Origin of the sequence: Dyadobacter endophyticus (assembly GCF_014641595.1) — a bacterium.
GTDB classification, from domain to species: domain Bacteria; phylum Bacteroidota; class Bacteroidia; order Cytophagales; family Spirosomataceae; genus Dyadobacter; species Dyadobacter endophyticus.
Genome location: NZ_BMIA01000001.1, coordinates 1,950,888 through 1,974,135, shown reverse-complemented (window position 1 = coordinate 1,974,135; position 23,248 = coordinate 1,950,888). Strand labels below are relative to the sequence as shown.

Annotated in this window: 21 protein-coding genes; 9 read left to right on the top strand and 12 right to left on the bottom strand. The window is 50.7% G+C overall.

Annotated elements, in window-relative coordinates; genetic code table 11:
• The first annotated feature begins 3 nt into the window (after positions 1–3).
• From IEY24_RS08185 to IEY24_RS08170, 4 genes are all read left to right on the top strand, one after another.
• Positions 4–1,482 carry a SusD/RagB family nutrient-binding outer membrane lipoprotein gene (locus IEY24_RS08185; protein WP_188930455.1) on the top strand — a complete coding sequence of 493 codons (1,479 nt, stop codon included), beginning with the start codon at positions 4–6 and terminating at the stop codon, positions 1,480–1,482.
• Between the two features lie 66 nt (positions 1,483–1,548).
• On the top strand, positions 1,549–2,634 hold the full coding sequence (locus IEY24_RS08180; protein WP_188930454.1) for an alkaline phosphatase family protein: 1,086 nt from the start codon (positions 1,549–1,551) through the stop codon (positions 2,632–2,634).
• Positions 2,634–3,617: a metallophosphoesterase family protein gene (locus tag IEY24_RS08175; protein WP_188930447.1), complete on the top strand. Its 984-nt coding sequence runs from the start codon at positions 2,634–2,636 to the stop codon at positions 3,615–3,617. Before IEY24_RS08180 ends, IEY24_RS08175 begins: the two co-directional genes overlap by 1 nt.
• A 133-nt stretch (positions 3,618–3,750) precedes the next feature.
• On the top strand, positions 3,751–4,941 hold the full coding sequence (locus tag IEY24_RS08170; RefSeq protein ID WP_229221613.1) for a metallophosphoesterase family protein: 1,191 nt from the start codon (positions 3,751–3,753) through the stop codon (positions 4,939–4,941).
• A gap of 2 nt (positions 4,942–4,943) precedes the next feature.
• On the opposite strand, the gene IEY24_RS08165 is transcribed toward IEY24_RS08170, so the two are convergent.
• The 3 genes from IEY24_RS08165 to IEY24_RS08155 all read right to left on the bottom strand — a co-directional run bounded on the left by IEY24_RS08165 (position 4,944) and on the right by IEY24_RS08155 (position 8,008).
• The gene (locus IEY24_RS08165; RefSeq protein ID WP_188930445.1) at positions 4,944–5,729 is read right to left on the bottom strand and encodes a LytR/AlgR family response regulator transcription factor; all 786 of its coding nucleotides are present in this window, start codon (positions 5,727–5,729) and stop codon (positions 4,944–4,946) included.
• A 4-nt stretch (positions 5,730–5,733) separates the two neighbouring features.
• Positions 5,734–6,843, bottom strand: a complete 1,110-nt coding sequence (locus IEY24_RS08160) for a sensor histidine kinase (protein WP_188930443.1) — start codon at positions 6,841–6,843, stop codon at positions 5,734–5,736.
• 121 nt (positions 6,844–6,964) lie between these two features.
• On the bottom strand, positions 6,965–8,008 hold the full coding sequence (locus IEY24_RS08155) for a sensor histidine kinase (RefSeq protein WP_229221604.1): 1,044 nt from the start codon (positions 8,006–8,008) through the stop codon (positions 6,965–6,967).
• Between the two features lie 118 nt (positions 8,009–8,126).
• Between IEY24_RS08155 and IEY24_RS08150 the strand changes: the two genes are divergently transcribed.
• Positions 8,127–8,603: an NUDIX hydrolase gene (locus IEY24_RS08150; RefSeq protein ID WP_188930441.1), complete on the top strand. Its 477-nt coding sequence runs from the start codon at positions 8,127–8,129 to the stop codon at positions 8,601–8,603.
• 80 nt (positions 8,604–8,683) lie between these two features.
• Positions 8,684–9,952, top strand: coding sequence for a PepSY-associated TM helix domain-containing protein (locus IEY24_RS08145; protein WP_188930439.1), 1,269 nt, complete (start codon positions 8,684–8,686; stop codon positions 9,950–9,952).
• Here the strand turns inward: IEY24_RS08145 and IEY24_RS08140 are convergent.
• The 3 genes from IEY24_RS08140 to IEY24_RS08130 form a co-directional block, all read right to left on the bottom strand.
• Entirely contained in the window at positions 9,923–10,651 is a 729-nt protein-coding gene (locus tag IEY24_RS08140) for a hypothetical protein (protein WP_229221602.1), read from the bottom strand. The two genes, IEY24_RS08145 and IEY24_RS08140, sit on opposite strands and share 30 nt — an antisense overlap.
• A gap of 102 nt (positions 10,652–10,753) precedes the next feature.
• Positions 10,754–11,710: a DUF6242 domain-containing protein gene (locus tag IEY24_RS08135; RefSeq protein WP_188930437.1), complete on the bottom strand. Its 957-nt coding sequence runs from the start codon at positions 11,708–11,710 to the stop codon at positions 10,754–10,756.
• A 120-nt stretch (positions 11,711–11,830) separates the two neighbouring features.
• Positions 11,831–13,801 (bottom strand): glycoside hydrolase family 97 protein, encoded by a 1,971-nt coding sequence (locus IEY24_RS08130; protein WP_188930436.1) that lies wholly within the window; start codon positions 13,799–13,801, stop codon positions 11,831–11,833.
• A gap of 802 nt (positions 13,802–14,603) precedes the next feature.
• On the opposite strand from IEY24_RS08130, the gene IEY24_RS08125 reads away from it, so the two are divergent.
• Positions 14,604–15,071: a hypothetical protein gene (locus tag IEY24_RS08125; protein ID WP_188930434.1), complete on the top strand. Its 468-nt coding sequence runs from the start codon at positions 14,604–14,606 to the stop codon at positions 15,069–15,071.
• A gap of 67 nt (positions 15,072–15,138) precedes the next feature.
• On the opposite strand, the gene IEY24_RS08120 is transcribed toward IEY24_RS08125, so the two are convergent.
• From IEY24_RS08120 to IEY24_RS08100, 5 genes are all read right to left on the bottom strand, one after another.
• On the bottom strand, positions 15,139–15,426 hold the full coding sequence (locus tag IEY24_RS08120) for a transcriptional repressor (RefSeq protein ID WP_188930432.1): 288 nt from the start codon (positions 15,424–15,426) through the stop codon (positions 15,139–15,141).
• A gap of 24 nt (positions 15,427–15,450) precedes the next feature.
• Complete coding sequence (locus IEY24_RS08115) at positions 15,451–16,167, bottom strand: DUF4198 domain-containing protein (RefSeq protein ID WP_188930430.1); 717 nt, start codon at positions 16,165–16,167, stop codon at positions 15,451–15,453.
• Between the two features lie 171 nt (positions 16,168–16,338).
• Positions 16,339–18,678: a GAF domain-containing protein gene (locus IEY24_RS08110; RefSeq protein ID WP_188930429.1), complete on the bottom strand. Its 2,340-nt coding sequence runs from the start codon at positions 18,676–18,678 to the stop codon at positions 16,339–16,341.
• A gap of 109 nt (positions 18,679–18,787) precedes the next feature.
• A complete protein-coding gene (locus tag IEY24_RS08105; RefSeq protein ID WP_188930427.1) occupies positions 18,788–19,126 on the bottom strand; it encodes an antibiotic biosynthesis monooxygenase in 339 nt (112 codons plus the stop codon).
• 93 nt (positions 19,127–19,219) lie between these two features.
• Positions 19,220–19,993 carry a helix-turn-helix domain-containing protein gene (locus tag IEY24_RS08100; RefSeq protein ID WP_188930425.1) on the bottom strand — a complete coding sequence of 258 codons (774 nt, stop codon included), beginning with the start codon at positions 19,991–19,993 and terminating at the stop codon, positions 19,220–19,222.
• A gap of 179 nt (positions 19,994–20,172) precedes the next feature.
• Between IEY24_RS08100 and IEY24_RS08095 the strand changes: the two genes are divergently transcribed.
• Together IEY24_RS08095 and IEY24_RS08090 are read left to right on the top strand one after the other, a co-directional pair.
• On the top strand, positions 20,173–21,006 hold the full coding sequence (locus IEY24_RS08095; RefSeq protein WP_188930423.1) for an SDR family oxidoreductase: 834 nt from the start codon (positions 20,173–20,175) through the stop codon (positions 21,004–21,006).
• Positions 21,007–21,156: 150 nt separating this feature from the next.
• Positions 21,157–22,074: a helix-turn-helix domain-containing protein gene (locus IEY24_RS08090; protein WP_188930422.1), complete on the top strand. Its 918-nt coding sequence runs from the start codon at positions 21,157–21,159 to the stop codon at positions 22,072–22,074.
• Here IEY24_RS08090 and IEY24_RS08085 read toward each other — a convergent pair whose 3' ends face one another.
• Positions 22,075–23,127, bottom strand: a complete 1,053-nt coding sequence (locus IEY24_RS08085; RefSeq protein WP_188930421.1) for a hypothetical protein — start codon at positions 23,125–23,127, stop codon at positions 22,075–22,077.
• Positions 23,128–23,248: the final 121 nt, after the last annotated feature.

The following is a 23,248-nucleotide window of genomic DNA, read 5'->3' as shown; positions in this document are numbered from 1 at the left end:
CCTATGAAAAATATTAAATACATGCTGTTGGCGCTGGGCCTTGGCCTGGGAAGCTGCCAGGATATCGACACGCTGCAAAAGGACCCCGGCGCGATCACCAACCCTTCGGCTGACCTCATCCTCACCGGCATTCTCACTAATACCTGGGACTCGCCGTGGAGCACCGATCATCGTCATAACCAGTTTATGACGCAGAACGAGGCCTATTACGACGGTCAGGCTTATGGCTGGACCACCGGCTCCTACGACGTGTTCTATAACTCACTCCGCAACGTGAACCGTATGGAGATCGAGGCAACTAAATCCGGCGACGTAGGCGCGCATTATCTCACGCTCGCGAAGTTTTTCAAGGCCTATTTTTACAGCCGCGCCACCGAAATGTTTGGCGATGTACCGATGTCGGAGGCGATCAAAGGCGTGAGCGACGAGAATTTCAAGCCCAAATACGACAGTCAGAAGGACATTTATATCCAGGTTCTGAAATGGTTGGAAGAGGCCAATGCCGAAATGCCCGCGCTGATCGCGAAAAAACCGGCAATTTCGGGCGATTACCTGTACGGCGGCGATCTCGTTAAATGGCAGAAGCTGATCAATTCGTATCGTTTGCGCGTGCTCATCAGCCTCAGTAAACGTGCAGACGATACCCCCGACCTGAACGTAAAGCAGCAGTTCGCGGCAATCGTGAACGATCCGGCGAAATACCCGCTCATTGTTGCTAATGCGGATAATTTCCAGGTTGTTTACAATACGATCAATACCTACCCGCTATGGCCAAGCAATGGCGTAGTGGTGAAAAACGACAAACGCAACACGCTGGGTGCCACTTTTGTTGACATTGCCAAAGCCACCCGCGACCCGCGCCTGCTCGTAGTGGCATTGCCTGCCGATGCTTTGAAAGGCAATCAGGATCCTTACCTGCGCTATGGCGGCGGCAAAACCGGCGATTTGCAATCGACATTGCTGGAAGAAGCCGGGAAGGGGTTGCTTTCGATGATCAATTTTGACTATTGGGAGGCATCGGCAGCCGGAGTGCCCGCGATCCAGCTGGGAGCGCATGAGGTGAATTTCAGCATTGCCGAGGCGATCAACCGCGGCTGGCTGGCTGGCAATGCCGCCGACTACTATCAAAAAGGTGTTACCGAATCGATGAAGTTTTATAATATTGCACAATCGGAAATAGACAGATTCCTTGCTGCGAATCCTTATCCCGGCAATGCCGAAAAAGGTTTGCAGAAGATCCTCGAACAGAAATACATGGCATTCTTCGAAAACTCGGGTCGCCAGGCATTCTATAACAACCGCCGCACGGGTATTCCGGCATTCGACATCGGGCAGTCCAATTCGAATAACAATCAGATCCCCGTCCGCTGGGCTTACCCGACCTCGGAGTACACGACGAATGAGGTGAATGTGAAAGCCTCGCTCAAAACGCAGTTCAATGGTGCCGACACGCAGAATGGCGTGATGTGGCTTGTTAAATAATCTTTCCCCTTCCTCCGGACCTTGCATCCGGAGGAAGCTTTTACTTTCCGGACTCTTAAACTTAAAATGATGAAAACAACCCTGCTAACCTGCCTAATGGCCGCGCTGAGCATTGCGGCCATGGCTCAAACCAAAACGAAAAATGTTGTAATGATCTCCGTCGACGGCTGCCGCTGGCAGGAAATTTTCCGCGGCGCGGATTCTGTTTTGTTTTATACCAAAAAATACCGCCAGCAGGACTCGGCGGCAATGGTAGCTAAGTATTGGGGGAAAAACGTCGCTGAACGCCGCAACAAGCTAATGCCTTTCTTTTGGAATACTATTTCAAAACAAGGGCAGCTTTATGGCAACCGCGACCTGGGCAACCTCATGGACGTACGTAACAAATACTGGTTCTCCTATCCCGGCCGCAGCGAAACGCTTTGCGGGTATTACGACGAGAAGGTCAACAGCAACGACTACCCGAACAACCCGAACGAGAATGTGCTGGAATTCTTCAATAAGCAAAAAGGCATGGAGGGTAAAGTGGTTACGTTTGCTTCGTGGGACGCGCTTTCACGCATTCTCAACCGCGACCGCAATGGCATGCTCGTCAACATTCCCGGCGAAAAAGTGAAAGGCAACAACCTTACCGGAGCCCAGAAATTGGCTAATGAATTGCAAAACTACCTGCCCGAATATTTCGGTAAATCCGTTCGCTTCGACGCCCACACCTACGCGCTCACACGCTCGTACATCGAAGCTAACCACCCACGCGTTGTCCATATCGACTTCGCAGATATGGACGAGTTTGGCCACCACGGCCAGTACGATTCCTTCCTCGATGGCGCGCATTATGTCGATGCAATGGTGGCGAGCCTCTGGAATTATATGCAGGCCGACCCGTTTTATAAGGACAAAACGACCATCATCGTTTATCCGGACCATGGCCGCGGCCTCGGCGACCGCTGGACCAGCCACGGCACCTCAGCACCAGGCTCCAACGAAACCTGGATGGCTGTCATTGGCCCCGATACGCCAGGAACCGGTGAAATGAAAAGCCAATCGCAGGTTTACCAGGACCAGTTTGCACAAACGGTCGCGCAGTTGATGGGATTCAAGTTTACGGCCAACCACCCTGTTGGAGAGGTGGTTAAAACTGTTTTTAAATAATGCAACGGAGGGATTTTTTCAAAGGTATGGGAGTAGCGGCCGGGAGCGTCGCTATTTACCAGAATTCGTTTTCGATACCAGCTTTCGCCAGCGGTCCTGCGCAGACAATCCGTTTCGGGATGATCTCCGATCTGCACCATTTGCAATTCGGGCGGGAAGAGGTGACGCGGCTTAGCGGGTTTATGGATGATGTGGTTAAAACGAACCCGGATTTCATTATCCAGTGTGGTGACTTTTGCCGGCATACGCGCTCGGAAGGCATTATGGAGCAGTGGAACCGTTTCAAAGGCCCGAAATACCACGTGCTGGGCAACCACGATATGGACTATTGCGGCAAGGAGGCGATCATGCAGTTTTGGGGAATGCCAAAGCGGTATTATTCATTTGATCAGGGCGGCTTTCATTTCGTCATCATGGACCGCAACTTCCTGAAAGAAGACGATGGCCGCCTTACGCATTACGACAGTTCTAACTGGGGTAAGCTTCCGGCACCCAAACGCAGCTTCACCGACCAGGAACAGCTCGAATGGCTGCGCGCTGACCTGCTTCAAGCCAGATTTCCTGTGGTGGTATTCATGCACCAGCCCGTGTACCTAAGCGACTTTCCCCTGGAAATCGGTAATGCAGACGAGATTCTGAGTATTTTCGACGAAGTAAATTTCAAAGCAACGCAAAATGGGAGTCGGGCCGGGAGTCCTGCCGGAAGCCCGGCAAAAGTAGTGGCCGTATTCATGGGGCACGACCACGACGACCGTTACGGCCAGCGCAATGGCGTGCATTACTTTATGGTCAACAGCGCCACGTACGTCTACACCAAAGACGGCGCCTACTATTATAAAGACCCGCTGTATGCTTTCGTAACGCTCGACACCTCCGGCAAAATGACCATCGAAGGCCGCAGCACCATCTATACCCCCGCCGCACCCGAGCAGGTGGTTTCGAGATTTCCGACGAGGATTAGTGATCATCAAATCAAGTTATAATTGAGGTATTCTAAGTTTTGGTTTTAGCGGGAGGGATAATATGTGAAAAGGGATATTCTTAAACCAAAATTAATGCTATGTTTACACTGTCTGGCGGCGATTTTGTTAGCTTGGGCTGACCAAAATCGCCGCCATGGACATAGTCAGTATCCAAAAGGCTGATCACCAGCAGCCAGTCGTAATGAGATCCAGTTACCCGCAGAAATTCTCCAAACCCGTTTTCAAAAAAGACGTTCCCGACGATAGCTTCAAGTACCTGCCTGCACCCAAACCGTCCGGAAAATATCCTTATCATTTAGACCTTGAATCCATTGATCCGGTCCCGGACCAGAACAAATTAGCGTTCCATATGGTGGGTGATACGGGCAGTATCCGGACGCCGGATTTTCAGAAACTGGTGGTAGGGGAGATGGTGAAGCAGTTTGAAGCGGCCGAGAAAACAGGTTACGAACCGCAATTCCTGTTTCACCTCGGCGATGTCGTGTACAACCACGGTGAAGCAAGCCAGTATCAGCGACAGTTTTTTGAGCCTTATCAGAAGTATCCGGGCCCCATTTTTGCAATTCCGGGCAACCACGACAGCGATATCAATCCCGACAGCCCCGTTCGTTACAACAGTTTGGACGCATTCAAGGCGGTTTTTTGTGATACCGAACGACGGACAGTTTCTTTCAGCGGCAACGCAGCGCGCAAAAGCATGGTCCAACCCAACGTGTACTGGACGCTCCTCACACCGCTGGCGAATATCATCGGGATGTATAGCAACGTGACGAAATTCGGCGTGGTGACCGACGAGCAGCGCGATTGGCTGGTTCACGAACTCAAAAGAGCCGACAGCGAACGCCCCGATAAAGCGGTGATACTCTGTCTGCACCATTCCCCGTATTCCGCAGACATTAACCACGGTTCGAGCATGCCGATGATCGAATTGCTGGAAGGGGTTTTTGAAGAAACCGGCATTTATCCTGACATCGTTTTCAGCGGCCACGTGCATAGTTATCAGCGTTTCAGCCGACATTACCCGGGCGGTGACCACGGAAGCGGACGTGTACTGCCATTTATAGTAGCGGGAAGTGGCGGATACGACGAGCTGCATCCGGTTGCCTACACGAGCGATTACCGCTTCAAAAGCGACCTGCCGGAGTTTGAAGGCATCAATCTCGAAAGTAGCTGCGACACGAAGCACGGCTTCCTGAAAGTGCTCCTCGAAAGAACTACGGATGGCATTACCCTCACGGTTGAATTCTACACGCTCCCGCATGAGCGGCGCGTGGAAGTGGGCGTGCATGCGGCCCTGGAAGACCGGTTAGTGCTGAAAATCTAGTTCTATTTACCCATCCAAACCTTAAAATCACCCACTTTTTCCCTGCTTACAAGCACCTCCTTGTTATGAGCGGGGCGCAGCGTGAGCGCCAGGCGGTTACCGAAATATGGGTCGATTTTATCGACCGAACGGTGTGTAACCATCATTCCGCGGTTAATCCTGAAAAAACGGGCCGGATCGAGCGATTCTGCCAGCTCGTCGAGCGTGTAGTCGACGAGCATTTTCTGGTTGGAATCGGTCATGAAGAAACTGTAACGGTCGTCGGTGAAGAAATAGGCGATCTCACCAACTTCGATCGAAAGCATTTTTTGCCCCTGTTTTACAAGAAAACGCTGCCGGTACTCGACGGACGATGCTTTTTTGAAATCTTCCAACAACTTCCGGATGCCTGCCAGCGAATGATCGGCGGCAGGCTGGACTTTCATTTTTTCATATTTCTGCAATGCCCGTTGAAGATCGTCGCGGTGCACGGGTTTTAGGAGATAATCGATGCTGTTGTGTTTGAATGCCTGTAATGCGTATTCGTCGTAAGAAGTAGTGAAAATGATCGCACTGGACACGTCGATCCGGTTGAATATCTCAAAGCTCTGGCCGTCGGACAGTTCGATATCCAGGAAAATCAGGTCCGGGTCGGCTTGTCCGGCAGCGCGGTTTTCAAGGATCCATTCCACGGTTTGTTCGATACTGTCCGTAACGCCTGCAATATCCAGCGAGGGCGCTACTTCGCCGATCATCTTTTTCAGGCGACGGACTGACAAATCTTCGTCTTCAACAATTAGCGCATTCATGCTTTCAGGAAATCAGTGGTAAGGTTACGGTGAAAAACTCATGGTTGCTTTCGATTACAGGCTGGGATAATCCGGGCCGGTACTCGCTCAGCAGCTGGTATTTCGTGATAATATTGACCAATCCGACGTGCGTTGACTCGATATTTTCCGCACCGGCAGTCAGGTTCTTCTTTTGCAGATTATTACGCACCATCAACTGGCCCTCCACGGTGCTCAATATGAAAATAGTAAGCGGCCTGCTTGCGCGGATTACATTGTGCTTCACCGCGTTTTCAACCAGTAATTGCAATGTTAATGGTGGAATGCGGTGGTCCAGAAAGCACTCCTCCACGTGAATATAAAGTTTCATACCTTCGCCATAGCGGGTTTTCAGAAGGTGCCCGTACGATTCTATGAATGACAATTCTTTTTTTAACGTCGTTAACTGCCCGAAATCGCGCTGATCGACGGACGAATGGTTGGTTTGCAAAAGATAGCGGTAAACGCGCGCCATTTCGTCTACAAACTGCTCGGCCTTCTCCTGGTCTTCACCGATCAGCGCGGAAAGGGAATTTAATGTATTAAAAAGGAAATGCGGGCTGATCTGGGCTTTCAGGCTTTCGAGCTGGCCGTTGACATTCTCCTTCATAAGCCGTTCGGCATTGATCTCGTGCTGCCGCCACCGCCCGAGCGCGCCGAACGTTTCCCACAGGCCGGTAACCAGCACAATAGCCGCAAGATTTACGACATAAACAAGCACCAGTGTGTGAACGGTGAGGGTAGAGCTGAACAAATTCCTGTCGATGTACAGCCAGGCCGTTAGCAGCACGAATGCGCCCGAGGCCACGGCGTGGGCGGAGATCGATAGTGCTACGCGCACGAGCGTTTGCTGCAAATCGCTGTAATGCGTGGTAATGTAGCCGGCCAGCCGGGATTGTATCCAGCAAGCCGCCGCCAGAAGGCCTGCGTTCAGTAAAGTGGCTTTCAGCAAGAGTAGCGGATCGCGAAACACGTGAGCGCCTACGGTGATGTAGTTGAAAAACAGCAGCAAGGCAACAGAGCCCAGGGCATAAACTGTGGTGCTTCCCGAAGGTGCTTTTTCCGGAAGTTTTTCAAACAATGCTTTTTTCTTCATGGTTAGGCATTCGCTCTGGCTGCTTCGCGACAGTTCCACTGCGGCAAGTTCAAAAATAGTGTAATGCGGGAAAACGCAAGCGCACAAGTTGCATCAACTGCATTTTTACCGGCTTGAATTGTCATTGAACCGCTACCGCGTCGGGCAGGAGCGGAATCGTCACTGAGAAAGTGTCGTTGGTTTGCTGAATCTCCAATTTTCGGAGCGTAAAAGTGAGCAGCTTCGCCGAAAGCCCACGCAGGCCGGTGCCTGTTGCGCCAAGCGTGCGATGGCGTATTTGAACATTATTGGCAACCCGGATGGCGCGGTCGCCGGTCAGGCTGATCGTCACCGTCAGCGGGCGGCTGGCCGATAGTGCATTGTATTGAACTGCATTGTCGACCAGTATTTGCAATATCAGCGGCGGGATTGTCAGGTCGGGTGGGCAGCGGTCGGGGAGCTCCACCAGAAGCGCTTCGTGGTACCGTACTTTTAGCAAACGGACATACACCTCCAGAAAAGCGAGCTCGGATTGCAGCGGTACGAGGTCTGTCCGGCCACCTTGGAGCATGTAACGGTAAATACGGGCGAGATCTTCCACGAAATCCTCCGCCTGCACGGGGTCGGCACTGATGAGGGAGGACAGGGTATTGAGGCTGTTGAATAAAAAATGTGGGTTCACCTGGCCTTTCAACGCATCAAATTCTACTTCCAGCGATTCTCTGGCCAGTTTTTCGTCATCGGCCTTGTCGTTTTTCCATTGTTGCAATGCATAGAATAGTCCCAGCAATGCACAGATAAATGCATCGCATACCAGGCCCACCAACACCATCGGCCAAATCTCCGACCACGTGAATGCTACTTCAAGGGCCGGTACCAGACTGTAAATCCATATATCGAAAACCATCAGAACAAGCGTTGCGGCTGCCAGTTTCCAGAACATTTTCAGCATTTGTCCGAGTATCTGGCCCTGGGCCGGGCTGCCGGCGGTCTTACGGATAACAATCGTCAGGATCACCACCGAAAACCAGTACAGTACCAATACAAGGGCCGAGGCGTTGAGGAAGGTGGGGAAATGCATGAAATATCGCTCGCCCAGCAAATAATAGTTCCCCAACGCAAAGCAGACAGGCATCATCGCGAGATGGTACCACCATTCATACTTCGAAAACAAAGCTGGCTTCATGGTTCGGGGACTGATAATTGGCTGAACAGCCTGCAAAATTAACAGAAATAGGGAAGCGGTTGGTAATAACGATATTGCCTGCTACTTTCCGGCAATTTAACGATTCACAACAAGCACGATGGCAGGGCGTAGCGCGGGAATTTTAATGTTTCGGAGGAAGGAGAGACTGGAAGTGCTGCTGGTACATCCCGGCGGGCCGTTCTTTGTGCGGAAGGATCTCGGCGCTTGGTCGATCCCGAAAGGGGAATACGACGACTCGGAAGATCCGCTCACAGCGGCGCGGCGCGAATTTGCGGAAGAAACCGGGCAAGCCGTAGAGGGTGATTTCCTGCCGTTAACTGCGATTAAGCAGAAGGGAGGAAAGGAGGTGCTTGCCTGGGCTGTGGAAGGAGACATCGATGCTGCGAAAGTTTCAAGCAATACATTCGAACTGGAATGGCCCCCACGTACGGGCAAAATGCAGAAATTTCCCGAAATCGACCGAGCGGAATGGTTCGATCTCGACACAGCCCGGACCAAAATCAATGAACGCCAGGTAAGTTTGCTGGATGAAGTCGAAGCATTATTTGGAAATAATCAGCCTGGTCGTATTTAATAATTTGTAATTAAACTAAATACGATATTTCTTTGCTGCCGAGGCGCCTTCTCCTGTCGCTACCAATCCAAACTGCATTCATGTCTCAGAAAAAGACAGCCTTTGCCAAGCTTATCGGAACACTTCACCTCTGGTTGGGACTGGCGTCCGGGCTGGTGGTCATCATACTCGGGCTTACCGGCGCGATCTACGTCTTTACGGATGAAATCAAACCGCTGGTTTACAAAGACCGCCTCTTTATACAACCTGAAAACAAACCGAAGCTGCCGCTGAGCCATTTGCTGGCCGTAGCGCAAAAGGCGGTAGGTGAGACGCGGCCGGTGACGAGGGTCGAAATATCCGCTCAGCCCGACAGGACCTATATTTTCAGGGCATTGAAGGTTGATAAGGAAGGGTTTTCGCATTGGGATTATTACAAATATTACACACGGGCGTATGTGAACCCGTACAACGGCAAGGTTGTCAAGCTGGAAGATTCGAAAAACGAGTTTTTTACCATCATACTCTCGCTGCACATGCGGATGTTGTTCGGGGAAAAGATTGGGCATACCATTGTAAGCTATTCTGTACTAGCCTTTGTATTGATCCTGATTTCCGGACTGGTGTTGTGGTGGCCTGCCAGGTGGAATAAATCGGGTACCGATAAAAGTTTTAAAATCAAATGGAACGCCAAATGGAAGCGCGTCAACTACGACCTGCACAATGTGCTGGGCTTTTATGCCTGCATTATTCTTTTCGTGTGTGCCGTTACCGGTCTTGTTTGGGCATTTGACTGGGTCGAAAAAGGGGTGAAAACGGTCGCCGACGGCGGAAAGCTGGCGGAGGTGCCCGCCGTCTTCTCGGATACCACGCAAAACAAGGACGCGAACGCTGTCGACCGTGTATTTGCAGCATTGCAAAAGGGCCAACCCAGGGCCTACGGCTATCTGATCAACTTCCCTGCGAAAGGCAAGCTGCCCATTAATGCATCCACCTATTTAACCGCCGGCAACCGCTACGACCGCATTCAGGGACAGTACGATCAGTTTACCGGCGCACAACTGCGCTCGCGCTCATTCGACGAACTGAGCAATGGCGAGAAAGCCTACGCCATGAATTTCGATCTGCATGTAGGCGCGTGGGCGGGCCTGCCGAGCAAGATCCTTACCTTTTTTGCAGGTTTGATCTGCGCCAGCCTGCCGGTCACCGGGTTTGTGATCTGGTGGGGGCGGAGGAAGAAGGAGGGAAAAGGAGGAAGGGGAAGAAAGGGAGGAAGGAGAATGGTTGTGGCTCGGAAGACGAGCGTTGGTGGGATGGTTGAGCCTGGTTATGCACCGATGTCAGCCCGCTTGTCCGAGGAAGAAAAATAGGCCGATGACAGCGGTTGAAAATATCACCCAACCCCAGAATATTCTCGCGGGAGGCATTGTTCCCTGCGCCAGTATGCGTGCACCCAGCGGGAGGAATGCAATGCAGAGACAACCCGTAGCGATCACCGACATAACCGTCCCGCCTTTTAGTACCCCGATCATCAGCGCCGACATCATGGCCAGTGCCACGACCTGAAAAGGTCGTAATGCGCCCGAAATCCAGGCCCCAACCGCCAACACGGCCCAGCCAAAGAGGATTGCGCCTGAAAGTGTCGAAACAATGTGAAATGCGCCGTAGGAATGTGCCACCACTTCGGTGGCTCTGGGCAAGCTGAGGATATTCACCAGTTGGAACGCAAGGTGATTAATCCCCGAATGGAACGTCCTGGCAAATAACCCGAACAACACCAGACTGCCGCCCCAAACAGCCCATACCGGTTTCTCGCGCCCGATGAGATTGGCCAATGTAACAATAGCGGGCCAAAGGAGCATATTCCCCGCCAGAAACAAGCTGTAAGCCGTGAACATAAGCTTAGGATGGCTTTGATAAGCACGTAACTGTTCGGGAAAGAAGAAATCGAACCGTAGTTTCAGGATTTCCCCGACCAGCAGCAAAACGGGCGCCAGCACGAGCGAAATACCGCCCAGCCAGCGCCCGGGAAAGGGAAAATGATCGAAATTGTTTTCAAAAGTTTTCATGGCTAATAGTTTATACAAAACTATGCAATGATAGGTACTATGCATTGCATACTACATGACTGGTGCTTTCGTAGGTTGAATGGTTTGGGCTGAACAATGGTGTTAATTTTTTACCGTTTGTTGCCGCTGCATGACCCAGACATCATTGCTGTACTCAAATTGCGGGTGATCAATGTTCTGACCACCGTATTTCCCGCCTGTGATGTAAACCGCGCCTTTATGTACGCAGGCGGCGACGCCTCCGCGTGGGGACCAGGGCGCTTCGGCGGCGTACCAGCTGCGGCCATCCGAGCTGCTGAGGACTTTGCTTTCAAAACGTCCGCCACGGTTGCATCCGATCAGCCAGATGCGCCCGTCCATTACTACGGCATTGTAACCGAATATTACTTCGCCCTTCACAATTTCGGGGCATTCCAGTTGCCAGTGAATTCCGTCCGTGGACGACCAGACGTCGTGGTTAAGCAAATACAGCTTTCGATTCAAAAGCACTACCTGGCTGTGGCTTCGTGGTCCGAAAGGAGCGCTGTCGGCGACCTTTTTCCAGTGGATGCCGTCCGGCGAGTTCCAAATATCCCCGAATTTTGTCGACAGGTTTTCGCCGCCGATCATCCATATTCTGTTTTGAAATACAAATGGATGGTAGAAAAAGCGTTCGGGCAGGTTGCTTTTTTGCGGGCTAACCGTCCAGGTCCTCATATCGGTCGTGTTGTAAATAGTGTTTTGCCAGCGGTACATTTCGATGTTACCCTCGAAATGTCCTAATCCTGTGATGCCCCGGCCAAACGGTACATAATCGAGGAATGCCAGGTTGGAAATTGCATTGTACAATCCGGACTTCGACCATCTTACGCCATCGACGGAAAACCAGGTACCATCCGGATGAAACACCCACAGGGTATCACGCAGGCTGAAAAGCTGGAAGTTGTAACTTTTTGCCCAGGGTGCATTTGCGACGAGCCGTTTCCATTCATAATGTGGTTTGAACCGTAACTTTGGGGCTTCTTCAACAATATCCGCCCAAGGCAGAAAGGCAAGCAGGAGCAGGATGGGTGTTTTCATGGCAATTGCGTTTAGTATAGACGACATGGACCATCGACACAAAACAATGCAAATGAATCGTCCCATTCAAATAATGTAGACCAACAGCCCGAATAATAGACCTGTCGCTGGCTACGCCATCTATTTCCTCAACCTCAGCAGATAACCCCCGCCCGGTGCCATGCGTATTTTTAAACTGTCCCGTGAATTCAATGTCGCCTCGGAAAGCCGGTAGTCGGCCGGGTAGCGGTCGGCGTTGACGCCGTCCTCGCAAATAGTGGCGTTGTAGTTTCCGGGTGGAAGAAAACCGAGCGAAATGCTGAGTTCCCGCGCTGTCGAATCGTTTAAGGCGCCGATGTACCAATCGGAGCCCTTTTTTCGTGCGGTGACCACGTAATCGCCCAGGCGGGCGTCGAGGATGCGGGTAGTGTCCCAAACGGTGGGAATGCTGCCAAGCAGCTCCATGAATGCTGGCTCGTTCAAGCCTTGCGAAGGGTTTCCTGCAAAAAACTGGATGGGGCTTTCGTAGACGACGAACATCGCCAGCTGCTGGGTGCGGGTGGTGAGTGACATCACATTTTCGGGCATCGCATGGAAACCTTTCGCTGTTGCATTATTAAGCATTCCCGGCTCATAATCGAGCGGGCCGCCAAGCATACGGATGAATGCGAGGAGTACATTATGTTCGGGCGTCGCTTCGGCACTCCACATATTGTATTCCGAACCCAGCACTGCCTCGCGGGCGATCGCGTGCGGAAAGGTGCGGTTAAATCCGGCCGGTTTGAATGCCCCGTGAAACATCAGCATGATTTTATGCCGCGCGCAGGCCTCCGCCACTTTGTAAAAGAACTGCACGGCTTTCTGATCGTCGCGGTTGATGAAGTCGGTCATGATAAAGTCCACGCCCCATTTACTGAATTGTTCCAGGGCCGGTTCGAGCTGTTTGTCCAGCGTAAGCGCGAGCGTCCACATGCTGATCCCAATGCCCTTGCTTTTAGCATAGGCAACAATTTCCTCCATTTGAATGTCAGGATTGATCTTAAACAGATCATTGTTGTCGCTCCAACCGGCGTCCATCATAATGCGCTCGAAGCCAAAGCGTTTGGCAAAGTCGATGTAGTATTTGTAGGTAGCGGTATTGATCCCGCTTTTAAAAGGAACATTGAAAATATTGGAGGTAATGATCCATTCGTCTGTGGCCTTACCTGGTTTTATCCACGACACATCCTGTAAACGCGACGGGCTTGCGAGCCTGTAAACCAGATCGTTACCGGGTAGGTCTTTGTCTTCCGGGGCGATAATCAGCACCCGCCAGGGAAACGCCCGTGTTCCTTTGGTTTTTGCCAGAAAATCGGCTCGTTTGGACACATAGCGCGTGGAATACAGTTCTTTGGTTTCGGTTTCTTCCGCGGGGTAGGGCGCAAACTGGCCCAGCAATGCCTTTTCAGCGCTTCCGGTGAGGAACATGCCGGGGTAATCTTCCAGGTCCGATTCGGTAATGCCTATTTTGGGCGAATCGTCCGGCGCGACGAGAACAGGCGAGAAAAACAGGCTTTTGGAAGAAATGCTTTCAAGCGGTTTGACCGTGTAGGGTTCCTCGAAACCGGTATGGTAAATATCCATGTTCGAAGGCGGGGCAACTTCCGGGAAGTAAACGGGATGATTGGCCGGGAACCTGAATGCGGCAGTTTCGGAACGGACCGTAATGTCACCGGGGAAAGAGGTGGCAACGCGGTAGGCGACGCCATCGTCGTACACCCTGAAAATAACGGCAAACGCATTACGCAGGGTGATTTTGAGCTCCTTGTAGCGATCGGGAATACGGATGCGTTTTTCGGGTACGGGCGAAATAATGGTTTCACTCACGTTCCTTTCCGAGAACTGCGGCTTGGCCAAACCGCCCGAGAGTTTCCTCCCGTCCGTCAGCACCAGGTCGATCTCCGATGGCGATACGATCAGCCGGCCCCTGAAATACACACTGTACCGTAGCTGATCGTGCACATAGGCTACGAGCCGTATGGTGCCGTTTGGGGAAGTGATCTCGCGTGTGGCTTGTGCGTGCGCCCGTGTGAGGAAGAGTAGTAGGATGTTTAGGAGTAGCAGTTTTTTCATAGAGGAAATGGTTGCTTTCGTATAAATGCAATGTACGCGATTAATGTGCCTGACGAAAGTTTACAAAGGCTTAAAATCGCTGGCACGACATTTGATGTTGTAATAAATATTGCTACAAGTAACTGTTGTGCTACTCATTTTTGGCGCTGAATAAAATTGAAGAGCGCGAAAGTGGAAAGTCGTTCAATCCAGCTTTAATGATTGAGTGAGAGTTAGTTTTCATTTTTCGGCGCGAAAGCAGACAGGAGTTTTAGCAAAGCATATTAATATAACTTAGATCTTAGGTGAAAATATGTCAACCAAACTACTTCTACGGGTACAGATTCGATGCCCGGATATTTTTGCTTCAATTCAATATTAATTCCGAAAGAATGTCTTTTTTGTTGTCAATAAGAATGCCGTGTTTAACCACTGCGACCAGACTGGGATCGTAAAAGCTGAATTGCAATTTTGTAACCGTATGCGACTTATTAGTTAGCCTGCAACGCGATCCGTAAGCGCGCATCTGCCCGCACCTCAAATAGCGGACCGAAGTGAAGGAGAGGTTTTAAGTCTTTGGAAGTAAAACGGAAATTAACGGCAAATAAGCGGATGAGAATGGCCTCATCAGGAACCTCTATTTCAAATCGATTTTTTAATCGGCGGAGAAAAAACGTTTAATAAAAATGCGGCGGGTAAGAAATTTCGCTAATTTTTTTTTACGAGTATTGGTACATTATTTATCACAAAAAGTATTTTAATAAAATGTTAACTTGATTACTTTTGCGAAAGTAATAATCCACCAGCAACCCGTAATTTATTTATGAAAGCAAGAGCAATTAAATTCTTTTCTCCCGAGGATAATGTTTCTGTAACGAAAAAACCTCAGGAGAAACCAAAGCCAACCGGCTATGTTTCCTCCTCGGGCAAGCTTGTTCTTCCTCCTAAAACTTTGGAAGAATTAGGTATCGAACCAGAAACAGCTCGCTTTAAGATCGGAGCACAACAAGGAAAAAGAACCTTGAAGAACCTCTATCTGATACCGAGCTCGGATGAAAACGGAACATTCGTCCTTACCAGAAGCGGCCGCGGATATTCAATCCCGCTGGAACTGATTCTCCGTAAAGGTGGTGTGGATTTTGAAAGTACAAAGTATGTTTTTGAGGTAACTCTTTTTAATTATGAAGAAGGTGTTGTCGGTTACGAACTCACGTTAGGAACGGAAGAACCTAAGCCGGCTTACACCGGTAAGCCAAGAGGCCGTAAGCCGAAGAACGCGGTGGTTGCTTAACAGATATGAAAAAAAGGGTCCGGTTCAGGACCCTTTTTTGTTAAGTTCTGGTAAACAGCATTCTGCCTCATTTGTCCAATCCATTCCTGACAAGCTCAGGGATTCCAAAAAGATTTTTGCGGCTGTCGGTCGCGAAACGTCGCTCCGCAAACCCCGCACTTACCAGCCAGTTGAGCGATTCATATACGGTAGCGGGACTAATTTTAATCCCCTGGCTGCGCATGTCGCGCCACAATGTATCACCATCCGTAAATTCGTTGGCTACCAGTAAATGATCGGCCACCACGACCCGTTTTTCGGCCAGTCTTACTTTGTGACGGATGCAATAGGCACTGATTTGTTCGTACAGGGACATGCGAATGAATAAGGCTTTGAAAAACTATTTTCCAACTTCCACCAGCAAAGTGGCGCTGCGCCAGAATGCTTTGTATTCCTTTCCATTAAGGTTGCCGGTTTCTTTCCAGCTTTTGGTCGCTTCGATAAAATAGGTCCCCGGCCAAAGCGGAATAAATTCAGCCAAACCTTTTTCATCCGTACTGATTTGCTTGCTCCATCCCGATGGCGAAGCGACAGTTATGTAAAGCTTTTCATTTCCATTATTCTTGAAAAGTCCGCGCAGGTTCAGCGGGTTGTTTACTTTATATGTTTTAGCAGGATCTGCAAAAACATTCAATTCGTTGGCATTTGCACCGGGGTTGTTGCCCGCATCGGACTTCCCAACGGTTACTAATGCACTGGCATTGAACTGGTAAACGGTGGTACCACCCAGATCTTTGGAGGTATGGCCTACCGATAGCGTGTATACGCCCTGTTGATCGGGCGTGAAGTCGGCTGTGAAATGATCGTCAGCGGCAACGGTCGCCAGTTTGGTTCGTTTCTGGTCCGGAGTGGTGAGCCAGAGCTCAAATTCCTTCACGTCGGAATACCAGTCGCCCAGCTTTTCAGGCTTATCGCCCGGCTCGGCGTAAATAATTTTGACTGACTGTTTCTGACCGGGTTTACCATTGGGGGCTGTCTGGATCCATAGGGCATGGGCGAGCAGCTGTGCCGTGCAGCAAAGCAGGAAGGCGGCAGTAAGGAGTTGTTTCTTTAACATGATTTGAAAAAATGAGTAGTAAAAAAGCGATGGGCAAAACCAGCACCCACTTCGCATGTAGAGCCGCAAATATAGTCTATTTGTAATAAGTCCAAATAGTATTTAAATTTAATTACATAAAAAAAGCCCCCGGGGTAATTCCGGAGGCAGGATGGCTAAACCCGTTTGCAATCAATACACGATCCCCAAACGCAGCGCACGCAGGCCGCTCAGGCCTTGCAGATCTTCGAGTTCGAGCTCTTCGGTTGCAGCTTCCAGGGCATTTGTTTCCTGCAAATACTGGATGAAGGGCAGATAATCTTCGATATCGCGCTGGTGCAAATAAATGAGAGCAATCTTGTCGGGCTGGGTGAGGCGTTCCTGCGAATGCTTGATCCGGACCTTGTCGATGCGCTTTTTGATCATCTGGTAGCGGATATTGTAAGCGCCTTCAACGTCAAACTTCCGTTCGTCGGCACGGAAGCTGATGTCTATCATGTGGTTATGGACAAAAATCAGCTGAGTGGTGTGCAGCTCCTTAGGCATCTCGCCGAGCAGCCCGCGCGTGAGTTTTGCCACTTCGATCATCGACGAAAGTTGCCATAGCCGCAGGTTTTTCAAATGAAAGTGGTTGAATGGCCTGTCGGGGGAAATCGACTGGCCGATGTAAATATCATATTCGATGCCGTCGGTTCTGAATTTCTCGAAATAGCATGGGTACGACAGTTGCAAGGCTTCTTTCTGATTTTCAAAATACCGGTTCACGGCCGTGTTGATCAGCTCCATGGATTGGTCCAGCTCCTGCCGGTGGCGGTGCACTTCGCCCTGAGCCGGGTGGGTAATCCCAAGGTATTGGTCGATCAGCGGGGCCGTGCGGACGTCCTGCTGCGACAAATGAATGAGGTAATTCCTGGCCTCTTCATTCAAAAAGGTATTCAGGTTGTTCTCGGAAGTGCTGTTCAGTTCACCCTGGGCGACGGCCTGCCGCCATCTGGTGCAATGAAAGCGCAGTTCCTGCATGAGCGACGACCGGTCGAGGCTTGCCAGGGCATCCAGCAATTCGTGGAGCAGATCAAGGTAATGCCCCAGGTCGGCGCGGATAGACGTATTTCGTTCATTGGTCGAATTGCGGATGTCTATCGCACCATACAGCGGGTAGACGTCGAAGAATGCGATATTTTCACTTACCTCTGGCAAACCCTTCTTCCGCCGATGCAGGTAATGCCAGGCCGATTCGTTGAACTTCCATTGCACCGCGGGCTGTATCGAGGTAAACTTTTCCTTGATAATGCTCTCCAGTTCCAGGTCGAACTCTTCGATATAGGTGTTGAGCAACTGCGCCACCGGCGCGAACGCCATTTCGAGCGACGCCAGTTTTTTCTCGTCAAATCGCTCGTCGTCCCAGGTATGCATGCAAAGTACCCCTACCAGTTTCTGTTCCACAAAAAGTGGTACCAGCGCAAGGGAACGCACATTCAGATCTCGGAAAGGTGCCAACCAGCCGATCTGACGCTCGTCTTCGCCCTGAATGTCGGGCGAGAAGAACGAGTTCGGTTTGGCCGCGTAACCTTCGGCTTGCCGCCGGAATTCTTCGGGTGTCAGCCGGTTTTCTCCCCAAATCTGAAAAAGTACCCCCGTGCCCGCCTGTCCGTATCCGTACACTGCCTGGCCGTTCACGCGCACGAAGGGAAAGAGATCGAACTCGATGCGGTTGCTCTGTACCAGGGTTTTCAACGATTGGATAATGCGTTGGTAACGGTTCGGGCTATCGCCGGGTATCCTGTTGAACTGGACTTTTTTGATGTTCTCGACAGCCATTTTAGCCGTTACATCCGACACCGTGATCACGGCAAAGCCCCGGAACCGGAACATGTCGAGCGGCAATACCTTTTGCAATTGCAGATGCCCGTCCTTCTCGCTGAAATGGGCATATATTTCAACGAAATTGAGCTCGGGTAACTCCTGCGTGGCACTCACTTCCACAAACTCGGGGCTTACCAGCACTTCATAATACCGGTAAAGGCCGGTTTGAGTGTCCGTCCAGGCGTGGTACTGCTGTATTTTTACCGGAACCTGGAAATTGTACAACCTTTGCAGGATCAGCGTGTAAATCAGGTGCAGACGCTCGCGCTGGTAGTCTTCCGGGCTTTTTTGAAGTTCAAACTGCGTTTCGAGCGGCTTCATGTTCAGCATTTCGAAGAGCAGGTCGGTGCCGTAAAAAATGTGCGGGTACAACGGCATGCACATGCCCCAGGCAAGCTTATGCTCCGATGCAAGTGGCGCCGAAAGACTGCTATAAACGTACTCCAGGAAATCGCCGTACCGATGTACCTCGTCGAGCGGTATTTCTCCCTGTGGGATCTGGTGCTCGTGAAAATAGGTGAGAATATTTTTATAAAATGCCGATTTCAGCGTCTTCTCTTCCGCGACGCGCTGTTCGAGGAAGCGGATATACGGCATAAAGGAAATGGCCGAGTCGAGGTCGAGGGGGAGTGCCCTCATTCCGGAAACGTCGAGTACTTCGTTTTTCATGGTGTTATGGCTGGCAATGCGAGCCTAAATATACGACACACCAACCGAAAAAAGCGCGTCCCGGCATTGCAGCCGGAATGCGCCTAGTAGTACGCAACGCAAGGTCTGTTCAGGGCAGCGCGTGATCTTCCCGGAAGACGCCCGGCTCCATTTTAATATTCAGCTTTTTGAGCATTGCGGCGCGGTCGAAACCTTGTCTGTCGTTCTCGGCCTGCACCAGCTCCCTCGCATTGTTGAGGGCCTCGTCATTTGTCCAGGTGGCGATGGTAATGTATTCGGTATCACCGTTTTCGGTAATGCGTTCGTAGGCGTGGTCACGGACGAAGCCTGCGAGCGTGTGGATGTAGGCACGGGCGATGTTCTGCCGTTCGAGAAATGTTTCTTTGGACGCTGCCGGGATCAGGTATTTGCCGATGAATGCGATCTCTCCGTTTGATGTTGATTCCATGATTTTGAATTGAATGTGAATAGCCTTTCGTTTGTTTTTGTTGATACAAAATTCCAAAACGGCCGGCTGCCATTCTTGTAAAAAATCATTGATTTACCATGACACGGGCGATTTGAAGAACTCGGTAGGGGTAAGCCCGGTGAAGAGTTTGAAATCCTTGTTAAAATGCGGCTGGTCGAAATAGCCGGCGTCGAGTGCTATCTGGGCTAATGTAAGGCCAGTGCGGCCCTTCTCCACTACCGACTTCATTTTAACAACATACGAGAACTGTTTCGCCGAAAGCCCTGCTACCCGCCTGAAACGTTTTTCGAATACATCCTGGCTTACGTGAAGGGAGTCAGCAAGTTCTCTGATCCGCAGTTGCCCACCCGCACGGTGGATTTTCCGGATCGCTGCCAATACCATTCCATCCGGCGTTTTGCCAGTCAAGCGGCTTAGCAGAAAGCGCTCGATCAGCGTAATGCGCGCTTCATGCGAGGGTTGGCCGGCCAGTTGCTCTTCCAGCAAGCCGGCGTCTTTGAAACCATCGAGGCAATGCATGGGAACGCTCGTATCGCTGAGCTCATGCAGCGGCTCTCGAACGAACGGCGCAATGCCGCCTTCCCGGAAAGTAACCAGCAGATTGACCGTGCCCGACTCGTATTGCATTGCCCGCCCCGATTTTCGCAGGCCGGAGACGACGATGGGTTCCAGCACGTTGGACCCGCCCGGGTGGTTAACAGAAACCTGCCCGCTCAGCCTGAACACCATTACCGGCGAAGTTCCGGGCAGCACGTTATTGACCACGTCCGCCGGTGTTTCGATCACCTTGTAGGACTGGATAAACGGGCTAAGCTCCGGCGTCGGAAAATAGGTTTGGATATTCATTATTCCCGGAACCGGAATCCGGCTTTAACGGTTCCCGGCGGTTCTGAAACCTTGCAACCGGGGTTTCGTTAAACCGGGCTTTCGTTAAAGTGTATCACATTTCCGGATTTTTGTATAAGTCGCCGGCGGAAGCGACCCGGTAAATTTGTAGCATCAAAACACAAAAACAATTGTCAATCATGTCAAAGACTATTTTTATTACCGGCGCTTCCAAAGGATTTGGCCGTATATGGGCAGAGGCTTTTTTGCAAAGAGGGGACAAAGTAGCGGCTACCGCACGCAATACAGAAGCGCTGAAAGATCTCGCGGCGCAATATCCTGATACCTTATTAACCATTCAGCTGGACGTGAACGATCGGGCAGCAAGTTTCGCCGCCATCGAGCAAACCAGCAAACACTTCGGCCGGGTGGACGTTGTGATCAACAATGCCGGTTACGGCTTGTTCGGAGCCATCGAGGAAACCAGCGAAAAAGAAGCCAGGGACCAGATCGAAACCAACGTGTTCGGTTTGCTTTGGGTGACACAAGCGGCCATTCCCGTCATGCGGGCACAAGGCGGCGGCCACATTATCCAGGTGTCCAGCGTGCTGGGCGTTGCCACATTACCGGTACTGGGCCTTTACAACGCTTCCAAATGGGCGGTTGAAGGACTCAGCGAAACCCTGGCTTCCGAGGTGAAAGATTTCGGTATCAAAGTGACGATCGTTGAACCCAACGGCTTCTCGACCGACTGGGGCGGCGCCTCCGCCTTCCATACCGAGCCGATCGCATTGTATGACGGTATTAAGGAAGCACTTTATGCAGGGTTAACCCCAGACACGATCGGTAATCCCGAAGCTACTCCCGACGCGATCCTGAAAGTGGTCGACGAAGAAAACCCGCCGTTGCGAATTTTCCTGGGCAAAGTTGGGTTCCCCTGGTTGAACCAGGTATATGCCGACCGACTGGCGACCTGGGAAGAGTGGAAAGACGTAGCTGACGCCGCACATGGCGAGGTGGCCATTGGCCAGTAGATAGCTGCCTGATTTTAGGTAAATTTGATTAATTCATACTTTGTTGTCACGTTGAGCGTAGTCGAAACGTCGGTACTGTACCGGCCTTCGACTTCGCTCAACGTGACAACTTAATTGCGTTTGATTCAGCATTTTAACCGTTTCAAAACCATGGAACATTACAAGAGCGTCAGTGAACTGCATCGTGCCAACAATATGCCGACGCCAGAACACCCCATGATCAGCATGTTCACCTGCGATGAGCTGAGAAGTTGTACGCTCGGCCGACGGGAGTTCACGACGGATTTTTACATGATTGCATTCAAAAAGATCAAAGCCGGGCATATTCTTTACGGCCGCACGAAATACGACCACGAAAACGGGTCGATGCTTTTCTCGAAACCGCGGCAGCTGATCGAAATGAATAACATCGAACTGGAAGAGAAAGGCTTTATTCTTTATGTACACGAAGATTTTCTGAACGGTCACCCGCTGCATTCGGAAATCCGCAAATACGGCTTTTTCGATTATGAGGCCAACGAGGCATTGCACTTGTCACAACGCGAGGAGCAGATTATCTGGGATCTTTTCGGCCGCATTCAAAGTGAATATTTGAACAATACCGACGAATACAGCCGCGATATTATGCTCACGCATCTGGATTCGATGCTGAAATATTCACAGCGTTTTTACAAGCGCCAGTTCATCAACCGCACGCAGCTTTCGGGTACTACCGTTTCGCGTTTCAACGAAAGTCTCGCGACCTATTTTGAAAATGGTAATTTCCAGGAAAAAGGCTTGCCGTCCGTAAAGCTGATGGCCGACCTACTCAACACGTCGCCGCGTTACCTGAGTGATCTGCTCAAACAGGAGACGGGTAAAACCGCCATCGAACTGATCCACATCTTCCTCGTTTCCGAGGCCAAGAACATGCTGGTCAGCACCGACAAAACCGTCGCGGAAACGGCTTATTTGCTGGGTTTTGAAAACCCGCCCTATTTTTCGAGGCTATTTAAAAAAGAAACCGGTCTCAGTCCGAACGAATATAAAAAGCGGGTTGAGTTTTCCGGCCAGCCCGGCGCTGCGTAGTTATTTGGGAATGTGGAGGTTGATTTGCTTGCCATTGGCGTCGTAATCCCAGGATTTGGTTGGGTTGCCTTCACGGTCGTATTCCTGGTAATTGCCGTAGGGCTGACCGTCGCGATAGTGTTGCATGCTTGTCATGGAACCACTATCACTATAAAAGATTGTGGTACTTAAGCGCGTTTCGGGATCATTAATATTCTCGCGAACGATCACCCCGGCCCTTGAAAACTCTCGTGAGAGAATTTCGCGCCCCTGCGGATCATAAACGACATGATACCAAATGAGCGTACTTGGTTTAATTCCCGGATTGCGGCTGTTCCAGGTGGTGTCATGATAGGAAATGCTGACATTATGATTCTTTCCTTTCTGAAAGTACTGCCGCGTGGATAGCTGGCCTGAGGGATAATACCATTCCGACGGCCCGTTGAGGGTGTCATTCAGATAATGCTCCCTACCCATCAGTTTACCGTTAAGAAAATAGACTTTTCGTTCGCCGGTCCGCATTCCGTTCGAATACGTTTCTTCAACCTGCAGCTTATTTTCCGGATAATATGTTTTGCTTAGGCCGTCGGCTGGCTTTGTTGGTTTATGGCCGTACAAACGCCGCAAATCGTTGAGTTCACGGATGCCGCGACGATACTGCAAATCGCTGACCCCATTGCGTTCCTTATAAATCACGTTTCGCTGACAGGGGGCAACCGCCGGTCTGTCGCCGGATGTTTTAGCGAAAACAATCCATTCTTCACCTTCATCGAAACCCATATCGCATGAGGTGTTTTTCAGCATTTCTGTTAGTTCAGTAGCCGGTTTTCCTTTGAATCGCTCGATGATTTCGATTTTCAGCAAACCTGTGCTTTCAACCAGGCGGCCATCAGGTGTTTTCAGCGGCGCGTCGCCTGTAATACGGACGTGCGCAACGAATTCGTATTCATCAAGTTGTTGCAGGCTATCGACGCCTTCATAGAATACACTGCAGCGGCAGGAAAGGGCGGGAGTGAATACACCGGCGAGCGCTAAGAGCATTAGCAGCAGCGGGATGCGGCGGATTAGGTTCATGGCTGAATCACTGAAGAGTTATTTCAAATAAACCCCAAAGTAACACTTTACGCCATTTTGGTATACTTTAATTAACTTAAATATTTTCACTTAAAAAATAGCAAATGCCGTCGCTGTGACG